Origin of the sequence: Lentzea indica, from assembly GCF_012184385.1 — a bacterium.
GTDB classification, from domain to species: Bacteria; Actinomycetota; Actinomycetes; order Mycobacteriales; family Pseudonocardiaceae; genus Lentzea; species Lentzea indica.
Genome location: NZ_VSRL01000242.1, coordinates 1 through 13,245, shown reverse-complemented (window position 1 = coordinate 13,245; position 13,245 = coordinate 1). Strand labels below are relative to the sequence as shown.

Below are 13,245 nucleotides of genomic sequence, written 5' to 3'. Positions count from 1 at the left end.
CATCCTGCTCGGCCGTGACGGCGAGGCCGCCAAGCCGGCGTTGCCGCGAAGGCCCTGCGCCCGCAAGACCGCCTGCCGCCAAGACGACGGCTGCGGCGAAGCCCGCCGCGAAGGCCCCGGCTGCGAAGCCGGCCGCTCGCAAGACGGCTGCCAAGAAGAAGTGAGACGGGCCTCCTCAAGGAGGCTGCGTCACTTCAGCAACTACGCGGAAGGCCCCGGTGTGCGCACGCCGGGGCCTTCCGCGTGCCTGGGGGAAGGTGCTTGCCACGCCTGAGAAGCGACCGGAGACGCTCGGTGAAGGTCATGAGGCGCAGGGGAAGCGTCAGCGGGCCTGTGAGGCGTGGGGAGACCGTCGCAGGTGTGACCCGGCGGAAGACACTGGTGTGCCTGGAGAAGCGGCCTGAGGGCGAGAAGGAGCCCCTGACCTGCTTGAAAGGGCGGCTGACCAGCGGTCGCGGACGGCGCCGGTGAGTCCGGTGACTCGGGCCAGAAGACACAGTCATGAATGGGAACGGCCGACACCCGTGACACGGCCGTGGAAACGTCCGGTCGTCACCAACGCAGTCGGAGAAGCGTCCCAGTCGCACGCCTGCCGTTGGTGAAGCACCCAGAATTCTCAGACCCTCCGTGGACGATTGGAGTGGGGGCTCCGGGACCCGCGGGCGCCGTTCCGGGAACTCTCCGGGCGAGCGTCACTGAACGCCTCGCCGCACCAATACGTATAACGTCACAGGACCCTCGGAAACGCCCTGCCCGCCAATAGAAATAACGCCAGCATGCCTGCGAACACGCCCCGTACAAGCGAAACCGCCGCCTTCACACCCGACTTGGTTGCCAGAGGCGAACTTTCGTCAGAGTGGGAAGACGGCGGCCGTAAACGTCTGCAACAGCCCTCAGGGGCGCGGCAGCGGCGACGCCAGGTAGTGCGCCGACACCAGCGTTGGCCAGCGCGAAGGCGAGTCCGAAGTGGACCAGGTGCCGAACGGCCGGGTGAAGGCCAGCACCCACGCGCTGCCCTTCTTGCTGGGGATCTCGTCGAGCCGGAGCCCACCCAGTTCGGCCAGCGTCTGCACGACGGACGGGATCACGCCGCCTTGCGAGGACACGACCGCCCTGCCCTCGTCGCCGCGATCTCCAGCAGCCGCACGAGACCGGCCTCCGGATCGGGCCAGTAGCCCTCCTCGGACAGTCGCGGCTCGTCGACCATCTCGACCGAGAGATCCTCGGCCACGCTCCGCACGGTGTCCGCACAACGCACTCTGGGAGCCGTGTGGACGCGTGCAGGCGACCACAACGGCAACAACGAGCGCAGTGCCGCGGCCTGCCGCCAGCCGGCGTCTGAGAGGGGACGAAGGTCGTCGTCGCCGTCCCACTCGGACCGCTTCCCGGCCTTCGCGTGCCGCACCAGCAACACCAGCAACAGGTCGGCGGGAAGCCGGGCGAACTCCTTCAGCACCAGCCGGTCGGGTTCGTACGTCAGCAACGGGGAGGCCTCGGCGACCGGCAGCCACCGAAGTTCGTCCACCTCGTCGTTGGCGGCGAAAGAGCCGGAGACGGCCTCGGCGGCGTAGTAGTCGACCGTCTTGGGCACCTCCCGCACCGCGTACGAGACCTGCCTCAGGTGGCGGCCGAGCACGCAGGAGTAGCCGGTTTCCTCCACCACCTCGCGCACCGCGCAAGCGGGAATCGTCTCTCCGTGGTCCAGTTTGCCCTTCGGCAACGACCAGTCGTCGTAACGCTGGCGATGCACGACCGCGACTTCGACGTCACCGTCGGCATCACGCCAGAGCACCGCCCCAGCAGCTTTGATCACCCAAGAGCTCCGTGCTTGTGCAGCAGTTCCATTTGGTGGTCGCGCACCGACGAACCGTCCGACGGTGACGGTTCCCATTCGCCGTCCGCGCGCAGCACCCAGCAGCGCGTCTGCGGGTCGAGCGCGGAGGTGAACACTTCCGCCAGCTGCGTCTTCAGACGGGGGCTGGTCACCCGCACGGCGACCTCGACGCGACGGTCCAGGTTGCGGTGCATCATGTCCGCGCTGCCGATCCAGTACTCGTCGCAGGAGACGAAGTGGAAGATCCGCGAGTGCTCCAGGAACCTGCCGAGGATCGAGCGCACCCGGATGTTGTCGGACAGTCCCTTGATGCCCGGCTTCAGGCCGCAGATGCCGCGCACGACCACGTCGACCGGCACGCCTGCCTGCGATGCGCGGTACAGCGCGTCGATGACCTGCTCGTCCACGAGCGAGTTCACCTTGATGCGCACACCGGAAGGCTCGCCGGCCTGCGCGCGCTCGATCTCCAGGTTGATCCGCTCCACGATGCCCTTGCGGACGCCGTACGGCGCGACCAGCAGCGAGCGGTACTCGTCCTGGCGCGCGTAACCCGTGAGGACGTTGAAGAGGTCGGTGAGGTCCGCGCCGATCGTCGGCTCGGCGGTCAGGATGCCGACGTCCTCGTACAACCGCGCGGTCTTCGGGTTGTAGTTGCCGGTGCCGATGTGGCAGTAGCGCCGGATCGTCGAACCCTCCTGGCGCACCACGAGCGACGTCTTGCAGTGCGTCTTCAGACCCACCAGGCCGTAGACCACGTGCACGCCCGCCTTCTCCAGCGTGCGGGCCCACTTGATGTTCGCCTGCTCGTCGAAGCGCGCCTTGATCTCGACCAGCGCCACGACCTGCTTGCCGGCCTCGGCCGCGTCGATCAGCGCGTCCACGATGGGCGAGTCACCCGATGTGCGGTACAGCGTCTGCTTGATGGCGAGCACGTGCGGGTCGGCAGCGGCCTGCTCGATGAAGCGCTGCACGGACGTGGAGAACGAGTCGTACGGGTGGTGCACGAGGACGTCGCCCTCGCGCAGCGTCGCGAAAACACTCTTCGGTGTCTCGCGCTCACCGAACGCCGGGTGCGTCGCCGGCACGAACGCCGGGTCCTTCAACGTCTTGCGGTCGATGCCGTAGAGCTGCCACAGGCACGACAGATCGAGCAGCCCAGGCACGGTCACGACGTCGTGCGGGTCGACTTCCATCTCCCGCAGCAGCAACTCGAGCATGTGCTCGGTCATGTCATCGGCGACCTCGAGCCGCACCGGCGGGCCGAACCGGCGCCGGGCGAGCTCACGTTCCAGCGCCTGCAACAGGTCCTCGTCGCGGTCCTCCTCGACCTCGAGGTCCGCGTTGCGCGTCACGCGGAACGCGTGGCACTCGATGACCTCCATGCCGGAGAACAGCTCGCCCAGGTGCGCGGCGATGAGTTCCTCCAGGGGCAGGAAGGTCGCGGAGGAAGACGAACGGTCTCCTTCCACCCGCACGAGGCGCGGCACGTTGTCCGGAACCTTCACGCGGGCGAACCGCTCACCGCCGCCCTCGGGATCGCGCACGGTCACCGCGAGGTTCAGCGAGAGCCCGGAGATGTAGGGGAACGGGTGCGCCGGGTCGACGGCCAGCGGCGTCAGAACTGGGAACACCTGCTCGCTGAAGTAGTTCGAGAGCCGCAGCCGGTCGTAGTCCGTCAGGTCGCCCCACGTCACGATGCTGATCCGGTGCTCTTCCAGGCCGGGCCGGATGTGCTCGAGGAACGTGCGGGCGTGCTGCTCGACGAGTTCCTGCGAGCGCTTGGAGATCGCCACGAGCTGCTCGCGCGGCGTGAGCCCGTCCGCGCTGCGCACCGAGAGACCGGTCTCCTCGCGCCGCTTCAGGCCAGCGACCCTGACCATGTAGAACTCGTCCAGGTTCGACGCGAAGATCGCGAGGAACTTCGCGCGCTCCAGCAGCGGCTGAGAGGAGTCCTCCGCCAGCGCGAGCACGCGTGAGTTGAAGTCCAACCAGGACAGTTCGCGGTTGAAGTACCGGTCGTCCGGGAGGTCGGTGGGCAGGCTGCTCGACGTCACCGCGGGTGGCGCCGAGGGCACACCCCGCACCGGCGTCGCCACCGGCTGGGTCGGCTGAGTCTTCGTCCGCGGAGGGTTGGAAGCCCGCCTGGTCGCCGCGCGAGGCTGGGTGCGCGGGGTCGCTGCACGCGGGGCCGCCACCGCCTTGCCGCGCGTCGAGCGCGTCGAGAGGGGGTCGCCTTGCCGTCGTTGTCGTCCGTGCTCACGTCCCGCATTGTTCCGCACTATCGCCGCGAGCGCCCCTGCCGAGAACGTCCGACTGGTGAACTCCTCGTCACAGAACAGGCCTGCGCAGGGCGGTGACGACCCCGTCGGCAGTACGTTCGAGGGTCACCCGCTGGCCCGGACGCAGCATTCGCCAGCCACCCGCGGTGACCGCGGCCGCGCTCACATCGATCAGAACACCGTCATCACGCAGGACGGTGGCGGAGCCGTCACTGTTAAACGTAGACACGGTCGCCTGCACGGACCAGAACCTTAGACGTTCGTCGGTACTGGTCTCGTCCGGCGCGCGCCAGGGTCGAGCCATGAAGGTTATTGCCACATTGACTGCGGCGACCCTGTTGGCCTTCACCACGGCAGGACTGGCGTCGGCTGCGGCAGCCGAACCCACGACTCCGAAGGTGGACAAACCCCGGCTGCAGGCGGCGGCCAAGAACGTCCGCCTGAAGGCCTCACTTCCCGGTACCGAACGGGCCATCTCGATCGCGTTCGCCCAGTACGGGCCTCGCGACGTGGCGTTCGTCAGCATGGAGACCGGGCTGAAGACGTTCGACGTCACGGATCTGGACAAGCCGAAACTCCTCGACCACCTCACCAAGGAGGAGATGGCGCTGCCGGGTGACGATCCGACGAAGCGCTTCTGGGAGAACGAGGACATCAACGTCGACCCCAAGCGCAAGCTCGCGTTCCTGGCGCGCGAGGTGAACTCGTTCGGCCGCGCGCTGCCGGGTGACCGTCCGACCGGCAACTACATCGTGTCCGCTGTGGACCCGGCCGACCTCAAGATCCTCAGCTTTCACCGGCAGAACACCGGTCACACCAGCACCTGCATCAACGACTGTCAGTTCCTCTGGACGGCAGGGCTCGACCGGTCGGACGCCAAGACCGGGCGGATCTTCGTCACCGACATCCGCGATCCGAAGACCCCGAAGGAACTCCCGGTCTCGGTCGACGTCCGCGGCAAGGCGGGCGAAGGCAAGATCACGCACGACGTCCAGGTCGACGCCCAGGGCATCGCGTGGGTCGCGGGCGACGACGGCACCCGCGGCTACTACACGCAGGGCTGGCACCGCGACCCGTTGAGCGGCAAGTATCGCGAGGCGAAGGCGTGGGACCCGGTCGCCTACGCGGGTGGCGGCGTGCCGAAGGCCGACATGCCGACCTCGTTCACGCACAACTCGTTCCGCCCGATCGGCCGCACGCTCGACGACGGCCCGCGCCCCACGCGGGAGAACCCGGCCGGCTCGTTGCTCCTGCACACCGAGGAGGCGTTCGGTTCCCCCACCTGCAAGACCGAGGGCCGGTTCGTCATCTCCTCACTGCAGGGCACGCACAACGGTGAGGGCTGGGGCGAGAAGCCCAAGGAGATGAAGACGGTCGGCATCTGGAGCCCGGACGACCAGGAGGGCACCATCCCCGGCAACGTCACGTGCTCCGCGCACTACTTCGACGTGCAGAAGCGGATCGTGGCCTACTCCTGGTACAACCAGGGCACCCGGTTCCTCGACATCTCCAACCCCGCCAAGCCGATCCAGATCGGCTACTGGCGGCCGGACACCGCGACCTCGTGGGCGCCGTACTGGCACCGCAACACCGTCTTCGTCGCGGACATCTCACGCGGCGTCGAGATCTTGGAGCTGGAGAAGGGCGCGTACGACGCGCAGGCGAGCGGTACGAACGTGACGCTCACCGAGCACCACGCGAGGGAACTGGCCAGGGAGAGCGACAGGGAACCCGTGCCGCTCGCCCCGAACCCGTTCTACGGCTGGGCCTGCCCGATGGTCGCCAACCGCGACGACTCGGACTGCGGTGTGGGAGCCTGCGGCGCGCCCTGCTGAGCCACGGCGGCCTTGACAGCGGCCTTCGCGCGCTGGCGGGTGATCACTCGTCGGCCGAGGTTGATCATCGGGATCTCCACGGTCGTGTAGAGAACGCTCGCCAGCGCCAATCCCAGTGCCGTGACCACCACGGACTGTCCGACACCGGACAAAGCGGGCCAGAAGAACGCGATGATCGTCGCGGCGATCGTCTGTACGAGGTAAAGCGAGTACGAGCGTTCACCGACGAACTGCATCGGCTTCGTGGACAGGAAAGTCGTGGCCGGTCCCGGCGCGATCATCGCCGTCAGCAGCACGGCCGTCGCGAGGGCGTAGACCGGAATCACCAGCACGTGACCGGGAATTCCGTTGACCCCGTCGAGGAAACCGGCGATCGGCTTCACACTCAGGTGCACGCCGACGAATCCAATCGAGACGAACAGCTGAGCGACAGGATTCGTGAGCGGGCGCAGCAACGCGAATCCGCGCGGACTGTGCAGCGCGACGGCGAGCAACACACCGGTGAGGATCGAGAAGTAGTGCAGCGGCCAGCCGGGGTTGCTGTGCGACGCGGTGAAGTTGACGACGACGAGCGCGAGCAGCATGCCGAGGGCGGCGGCACCGGCGCGGCGCTTGAGCACGACGGTGCCCAGCGCGATCGCCACCAGCGGCCAGACCAGGTAGAACTTCTGCTCGATGCCCAGCGACCAGGACTGTCCGTACGGGCTGGAGCCGGCGAACTCGTTGGTGAACGTCAGGAAGTACTTCAGCGCCGGGCCGATGCCGTTGCTGATGAACGTGCCCGCGATCAGGGAGCCGGCAGCGGTGACCAACAGGATCACGAAGTAGACGGGCAGAATCCGGAACCCGCGCCGCAGGTAGAACTCCTTGAGCGAGATCTGGCCGGTGCCGCGCTCCTCGCGCAGCATCAGCGTGGTGATCAGGAATCCGCTGAGGACGAAGAACATCTGGACACCCGCCCAGCCCTGCAGCCAATCCGGTCCCCCGTAGTGGAAGAACACCACCAGCACCGCGGCAATGGCCCTCAGGCCGTCAAGAGCGGGAAAGCGGCGCAACGCCAGGTAGTCGGCGTGCGTCAACGACTTCATTCAGGAACACCTCAGCAACGCGTCGGGGCACGACGTCGGGGGTACGTCGTGGTTATCGAGGGATACGGATGTAAAGGTGCCGAGGTTTCCCGCTGAGTTGCCTGAAACAACTTGTTCGTGTTGTTCGTCACGGTTTTAACAGCGTGACAAGGCTGACAGTGCGGACAGGGGAGCGGCTGCCGTGATGCGCCGTCCTTGCTGTGTGAGCGCTCCGCCGTGGACCTCCAGCCAGTAGGCGCCTTCGGTCGTGTGCATGGTGGCGCCGCTGCGGATGTCCGTCACATACGACGACTCCGACTGCCACGACACGAAGTCGCCGCTGACCCGAGGGAACAGGATGCCCTCGGTCCTGGGCAAGGTCTTGATCTCGGCGAGCTCGCGCGGTTCGGTCCAGCCCTCGCGCCAGCCGCGCAACGCGTCGCCCTCCGTCCACACCACCGTGCGGCCGTCCGACGCGGCGCTCTCGGCAGGCTTGGCGTTCTTGAGCTGCTCCGGCAGTGCCGCCTCGGCGCGGAACCTCCCGTCCTGCAGCCACATGACCGCGTCGCCGAGAAACACCGGCTCCTTGCCCTGGCCGACGACCCTGTCCTTCTTCTTGGTGAGGTCGTAGACGTGGACGCCCGAGCTGTCCGACCAGGCGGCCTTGCCGTTGTGCACCACGGCACCGCTGTCGCCGATCCGCACGGGCGCGCCGTCGTTGCGCGAGTCCCACGCGTAGGTCGTCGTGGTGCGGTCGGACGGGCTCGGGCTCGTGGAGAACGTCACCCAGCGGCCGTCGAACTCGACGCCGAAGAGCTGGGCGTCGTCCTGCACCGCCATGACCTGCTGGCGCTTCTTGCTGTCGCGCAGCACGAGTTCGGTGGCCCTGTTGCGCGTGGTCTTCACCAGCGTCGTGGCGGCGTTCTCGTTCGCGCCGACGATGGTGACCTGCTCGTGCGACCCCGCCTCCGTCTTGTTGCGGGACAGCTGGTCCTTCCAGTCCTGGGGCAGGTCCACTCGGCACGAGCTGAGCTTGCTCGGCGCGGTGTAGTCGGAGGGCCGGTCGATCGGCACGGCGGCGACACAGCCCGCGATGGCCGTGATCGCCGCCAGCGCGATGAGCGCTCGCATCAGTCTCCCAAGTCGTGATCACCCAGTGACCGGGAAGACGCGTGACGGCTGCTCAGGTTGTCCAGGCGGGCAAGGCGTTCGCGGTGTGCACACCAAGACCGAGGGTGAGTGCGAGGCGCAGATCTTCTTCTGTGTCCACGTCACAGCGCAGCGACGGCCACAGTCCGAACAGTGCGATGGCACCGGAAATCCGATGGAGCCCGGCGGATCCGACCCCGAACCGCGGATCGAGCTCACCGCCGGGCGCGGCGAGGAGCAACGTCGTTCCGGTGCCCTGCCGGTCCGGTACGAACGCCCGGCGGTCTTGGGCGGCTTCGAGCGCCGCCTGGAGTTCATCGGGCTTGAGCGCGGGCAGGTCTGCCTGAAGCGCTCCGATGCGACTCGACCGAAGCGTGCGCGCGCCGTGCTCCAGCGCCGCGTTGAGTCCGGGCTCGGCGGGCTCCGGCAGCGACTCGACACCCAGCGCGGCCATCTCGGCGGCCACGGCCGGGTCCGATGTGATCGTGACCACGCGACGGACACCAGGCGTCGCGATCGCGGCGCTCACCGTGTCCATGGCGAGCGCCAGCGCCAGTGCCGCGTGCGACACCGGATCTCCGCCGGTCGCGCTGCTCAGCCTGGTCTTGGCCCTGTCGAGCGTTTTGACCGGAACCACGAGGTCAACTTCATCCCGCACCTCGTCATAGTCCACGATCTGGCGACTAGTGTGCTCATGGGCGCAGGTTCTTGCAGGTCCGGGAGTGAGGAGAGGGTCCACGTGGCCAAGGAGAAGGGCGGCTTCTGGGTCGGGGTCGCCGCGGCGATCGTCTACCCCATGTCGTTCGTGCTGGGCAGGCACCGGATCCTGCACGGCGACCGCATCCCGCGCCAGGGGTCGGCGCTGCTCGTCATGAACCACATCTCGCACCTCGACCCGTGTTACGACGCCGTGTTCGTGCACAGGAACGACCGGGTGCCGCACTTCCTCGCCAAGCACAGCCTGTGGAACGTGCCGATCATGGGCTCGATCCTGAAGGGCGCGAAGCAGATCCCGGTCTACCGGGGTACCTCGGACGCGCAGCAGAGCCTGCGCGAGGCGCACAACGCGCTGGCGACCGGCCAGCTCGTGGTGATCTACCCGGAGGGCACGATCACCAGAGACCCCGACGGCTGGCCCGCGAACTCGCGCACCGGCGTCGCCCGGCTCGCGTTGCAGCACGACGGCCCGGTCATCCCGGTCGCCCGCTGGGGCACGATGGATCTTTACGACCACTACCGGAAGAAGTTCCGGCCGTTGCCGCGCAAGACGATCACGCACTTCGTCGGTGAGCCCGTCGACCTGTCCGCGTACCGCGGCAAGGAGGAGACGCTCCCGTTGCTGCGCGAGGTCACCGATCTGCTGATGAACCACGTGAAGGACCAGCTCGCCGAGGTTCGCCAGCAGCAGGCGCCCGAAGGCTTCTACGGACCGAGGAAGGCCTGAGCGCATGGGAATCGAACGCGTTGCGGTGCTCGGCGCCGGTTCGTGGGGCACGACTTTCGCGAAGGTCATCGCGGACTCCGGTCCCGAGGTCGTGCTGTGGGCGCGGCGGCAGGAGGTCGCCTCGGCGATCACCGAGACCCGCGTGAACGCCGACTACCTGCCGGGGATCTCGTTGCCCTCCAACCTCGCGGCCACCGCCGACCCGGCGAAGGCGCTGGACGGGGCGGACGCCGTGGTGCTGGCGGTGCCGTCGCAGACGTTGCGGGTGAACCTGTCGGCGTGGAAGGAGCTGCTGCCGCCGGACGCGACGCTGGTGTCGTTGTCCAAGGGCGTCGAGCTTGGCACGTTGAAGCGGATGAGCGAGGTGATCCGCGAGGTCGCCGGCGTCGACGAGTCGCAGGTCGCCGTGGTGTCCGGGCCGAACCTGGCCAAGGAGATCGCCGTCGGGCAGCCCACCGCCACCGTCATCGCGTGCACGGACCACGACCGCGCGGTCGACCTGCAGCACGCGTGCTCGAACTCCTACTTCCGTCCGTACACCAACACCGACGTGGTCGGCTGCGAGCTGGGCGGGGCGTGCAAGAACGTCATCGCGCTGGCGTGCGGCATGGCGGCGGGCATGGGCTTCGGCGACAACACGATGGCGTCGATCATCACACGTGGTCTGGCCGAGACGGCACGGCTCGGTGCGGCGCTGGGCGCGGACCCGCTGACGTTCGCGGGCCTCGCCGGGCTGGGCGACCTGGTGGCGACGTGCGCGTCGCCGTTGTCGCGCAACCGGTCCTTCGGCGAACGGCTCGGACGGGGCGAGACTCTCGCGCAGGCGCAGGAAGCCGCGCACGGTCAGGTCGCGGAGGGCGTGAAGTCGTGCTCGTCGATCCGCGAGCTCGCGAGGGCGCACGGGGTGGACATGCCGATCACCGAAGGCGTGCACCAGGTGTGCCACGACGGGCTGAGCGTGCGTGATCTCGGTGCCGCGCTGCTGGGCCGCGATCGGAAGCACGAGCGCCAGTGAGCGAGCTGGGTGACGGCACGCGAGTCGTGCACGCGGTGTCGGGTGCGCCGGGCGAACCGTTCAGCGCGCAGCCGGTGTTCGCGTCGGCGTACCACTTGGGCGGCCAGGACTACTACGGCCGTGCGGGCAACCCGACCTGGCGCTCGCTCGAAGCCGCTCTGGGTTCGCTGGAAGGCGGGGAGTGCGTCGTCTTCCCGTCGGGGATGGCGGCGATCTCCACGTTGCTGCGCACGGTGCTGTCCACTGGGGACACTCTGGTGCTCCCGTCGGACGGCTACTTCCTGACCCGCAAGTTCGTGTCCGAAATGGACGTGAACGTGGTCGAGGTGCCCACGGCAGGGCCGTATCCGTCCTTCGACGGGGTGAAGCTGGTCCTGCTGGAGACTCCGTCGAACCCCGGCCTGGACGTCTGCGACATCGCGGCTCTGGCTGACGCCGCGCACGCCGCCGGCGCGTTGCTGGCCGTGGACAACACGACCGCGACTCCGTTGGGGCAGCGTCCGCTGGAACTCGGCGCGGACATCGTGGTGGCCTCGGACACCAAGGCGGTCGCCGGCCACAGCGATGTCCTTTTCGGACACGTGACGGTGGCTTCGCCTGAGCTGGCCGCGAAGGTGCGCGACGCGCGGACGTTGAACGGCGCCATCGCGGGGCCGTTCGAGACGTGGCTCGCGTTGCGCGGTCTGGGAACGCTGGACCTGCGGCTCGCGCGCCAGGCGGAGAACGCGGCGGCGATCTACTCGTTGCTCAAGGGCCGCGTCGACGGGTTGCGCTGGCCGGGTGCGCCCGAGGACCCCGCGTACCTGGTGGCGGCACAGCAGATGCGGCGGTTCAACGGCGTCTTGACGTTCGAACTCCTGGACGTCGAGGCCGTGGACTCGTTCCTGTCGCGCTCGAAACTGGTGTCGGCGGCGACGTCGTTCGGCGGCCTGCACTCCACGGCGGACCGGCGCGCCCAGTTCGGCGACCCGGTGCCCGAGGGCCTGGTGCGTTTCTCGGCCGGCTGTGAGGACACTCGCGACCTGGTCGCGGACGTGTCCCACGCTTTGGGACTAGATTGACGGAGGGTCCCGGTTCCGGGACCCTCTGCGGCATGTCCTTCACTGCTCTGTGTTGTACCTGGCGATAGTCCCGCGTCCTCTTTTCGCGCATTCGCCATGGTTAGGACTGTTTTCCCGATGTTCGCCGTTCCAGAGAACACCGTCGTACTGCCTGAAAACTCCGCGCTGCTGCACCCCGTCCGGGTGGCTCTGTCGTGGGCGGCCGACCGCGACCGCTGGAAGCACCTGCTCCGGTACGACCCGGAGGAGCGCTTCTCGACGCTGGTCGACAAGACCGACGACCAGGAGATCTGGCTGATGAGCTGGCTCCCCGGTCAGACGGCCTCGCTGCACGACCACGCCACGACTTCCGGCGCGTTCACCGTGGTCAGCGGTGTGCTGACCGAGGTGGTGACGACCCGCATCCAGGTCGTGCACTCACTTCACATCGGTCAGTCGCGCGTGTGGGGGCCCGGCTACGTGCACCAGGTGCGCAACGACGGCGTGGATCCGGCCGTGTCGATCCACGTCTACCGTCACGGCACACGCGCCATGACCCCGTACCGCTACGACCCGGTCAACGGCCCCGTTCGCTGACGTGCGGCGGCACGGACCGGTCCGTCTCGTGTGGCACCGGCGCGCCCCACGTCTGGATGAGCGGCACGTGCCCGGCCCACACCAGGTTGGCTTCGAGGTCTGACGGCTCCTCGCCAGGACCTCCGTCGCGCACCTTCACGCTCGCCTCGGTGAGGTCGATCTCCAGCGCGACGGTCTGCGCGAGCTCCTTCTTGGACGGCTTACGCGCGTAGTCCCAGCTGCCAGGCGTGACGTGCTCGACGATCGTGCGAAGGGCGTGCTCGGCGTCCTCGGCGATCTTCGCCGTCCCGTGGACGATCGCCGACCGGTAGTTCATCGAGTGGTGGAACACCGACCGCGAGTAGACGACGCCGTCCACGAGGGTGACCGCGACGCAAACCTGCTTGCCTTCGAGCATGCTCCTGATGGACCGTGAGCCCGTCGACCCGTGCAGGAAGATGCGGTTGCCGTCCCGCCCGTACGCGGTGGGGATGAGGAACGGCGCCCCGTCGACCTCCACGGAGAGATGGCAGACCATGCCCTCGTCGAGGATGTCGTAGAGCACCTGACGGTCTTGGACGGCTCGCTTCTTGCCGCGGACGACGGTGCTGCGCGGGGTGGGGGAGAGCTGCACGTCAGTGGTCATGCTTCTACTGTGCGGGTCGAAGTGGCATCATTGAAGCGCCAGTTTCCACTGATATGAGAAGGCCACTTTGGCAGAGACCGCGCTCCCAGTGGCGCTGGACCGCGAGTCCGCCGAACCGCTCGCCGTCCAGCTCGCCGACGCTCTCCGTTCCGCGGCGTCGGAGGGACGGCTGCGCGCGGGCGACCGTCTCCCGTCCACGCGAGCGCTGGCCGAATCGCTCGGCGTCTCACGGACGGTGACCGCCGCCGCCTACGAACAGCTTCACGCCGAAGGCTGGATCGCCGGCCGCCACGGCTCCGGCACCTACGTCACCACGACCCCCGCCCCGGCCCGTTGCGCAAACGTTGCGCAAGCCGGTCG

12 protein-coding genes and 1 pseudogene are annotated in these 13,245 nt (G+C 68.2%); 6 read left to right on the top strand and 7 right to left on the bottom strand.

What is annotated here, in order from left to right; all coding sequences use genetic code 11:
* Positions 1–893: 893 nt before the first annotated feature.
* The 3 genes and pseudogenes from FXN61_RS39365 to FXN61_RS50385 form a co-directional block, all read right to left on the bottom strand.
* Positions 894–1,792: pseudogene (locus FXN61_RS39365) on the bottom strand (NUDIX hydrolase).
* A gap of 17 nt (positions 1,793–1,809) precedes the next feature.
* The gene (locus FXN61_RS39360; protein WP_312878350.1) at positions 1,810–3,930 is read right to left on the bottom strand and encodes an RNA degradosome polyphosphate kinase; all 2,121 of its coding nucleotides are present in this window, start codon (positions 3,928–3,930) and stop codon (positions 1,810–1,812) included.
* Between the two features lie 232 nt (positions 3,931–4,162).
* Positions 4,163–4,501 carry a cold-shock protein gene (locus FXN61_RS50385; protein ID WP_188135982.1) on the bottom strand — a complete coding sequence of 113 codons (339 nt, stop codon included), beginning with the start codon at positions 4,499–4,501 and terminating at the stop codon, positions 4,163–4,165.
* Between the two features lie 10 nt (positions 4,502–4,511).
* Here FXN61_RS50385 and FXN61_RS39350 point away from each other — a divergent pair, with 10 nt between their 5' ends.
* A complete protein-coding gene (locus tag FXN61_RS39350; RefSeq protein ID WP_167978982.1) occupies positions 4,512–5,948 on the top strand; it encodes an LVIVD repeat-containing protein in 1,437 nt (478 codons plus the stop codon).
* Here FXN61_RS39350 and FXN61_RS39345 read toward each other — a convergent pair.
* The 3 genes from FXN61_RS39345 to cofC form a co-directional block, all read right to left on the bottom strand.
* Positions 5,870–7,036: an acyltransferase family protein gene (locus FXN61_RS39345; RefSeq protein WP_246292641.1), complete on the bottom strand. Its 1,167-nt coding sequence runs from the start codon at positions 7,034–7,036 to the stop codon at positions 5,870–5,872. The two genes, FXN61_RS39350 and FXN61_RS39345, sit on opposite strands and share 79 nt — an antisense overlap.
* A gap of 135 nt (positions 7,037–7,171) precedes the next feature.
* The gene (locus FXN61_RS39340; RefSeq protein ID WP_167978981.1) at positions 7,172–8,146 is read right to left on the bottom strand and encodes a hypothetical protein; all 975 of its coding nucleotides are present in this window, start codon (positions 8,144–8,146) and stop codon (positions 7,172–7,174) included.
* A gap of 52 nt (positions 8,147–8,198) precedes the next feature.
* A complete protein-coding gene (gene cofC / locus FXN61_RS39335; protein WP_167978980.1) occupies positions 8,199–8,822 on the bottom strand; it encodes a 2-phospho-L-lactate guanylyltransferase in 624 nt (207 codons plus the stop codon).
* A 36-nt stretch (positions 8,823–8,858) separates the two neighbouring features.
* On the opposite strand from cofC, the gene FXN61_RS39330 reads away from it, so the two are divergent.
* From FXN61_RS39330 to FXN61_RS39315, 4 genes are all read left to right on the top strand, one after another.
* Complete coding sequence (locus FXN61_RS39330) at positions 8,859–9,608, top strand: lysophospholipid acyltransferase family protein (RefSeq protein WP_167978979.1); 750 nt, start codon at positions 8,859–8,861, stop codon at positions 9,606–9,608.
* 4 nt (positions 9,609–9,612) lie between these two features.
* Positions 9,613–10,623, top strand: a complete 1,011-nt coding sequence (locus tag FXN61_RS39325; RefSeq protein WP_167978978.1) for an NAD(P)H-dependent glycerol-3-phosphate dehydrogenase — start codon at positions 9,613–9,615, stop codon at positions 10,621–10,623.
* Complete coding sequence (locus FXN61_RS39320; RefSeq protein WP_167978977.1) at positions 10,620–11,684, top strand: cystathionine gamma-lyase; 1,065 nt, start codon at positions 10,620–10,622, stop codon at positions 11,682–11,684. The genes FXN61_RS39325 and FXN61_RS39320 overlap by 4 nt, the downstream gene beginning before the upstream one ends.
* Positions 11,685–11,801: 117 nt before the next feature.
* Entirely contained in the window at positions 11,802–12,260 is a 459-nt protein-coding gene (locus FXN61_RS39315) for a cysteine dioxygenase (RefSeq protein ID WP_167978976.1), read from the top strand.
* On the opposite strand, the gene FXN61_RS39310 is transcribed toward FXN61_RS39315, so the two are convergent.
* Positions 12,241–12,885, bottom strand: a complete 645-nt coding sequence (locus tag FXN61_RS39310; RefSeq protein ID WP_167978975.1) for a pyridoxamine 5'-phosphate oxidase family protein — start codon at positions 12,883–12,885, stop codon at positions 12,241–12,243. The genes FXN61_RS39315 and FXN61_RS39310 overlap by 20 nt on opposite strands.
* A 67-nt stretch (positions 12,886–12,952) precedes the next feature.
* On the opposite strand from FXN61_RS39310, the gene FXN61_RS39305 reads away from it, so the two are divergent.
* A partial coding sequence (locus tag FXN61_RS39305; protein ID WP_167978974.1) for a GntR family transcriptional regulator occupies positions 12,953–13,245 on the top strand: 293 nt, incomplete at its 3' end.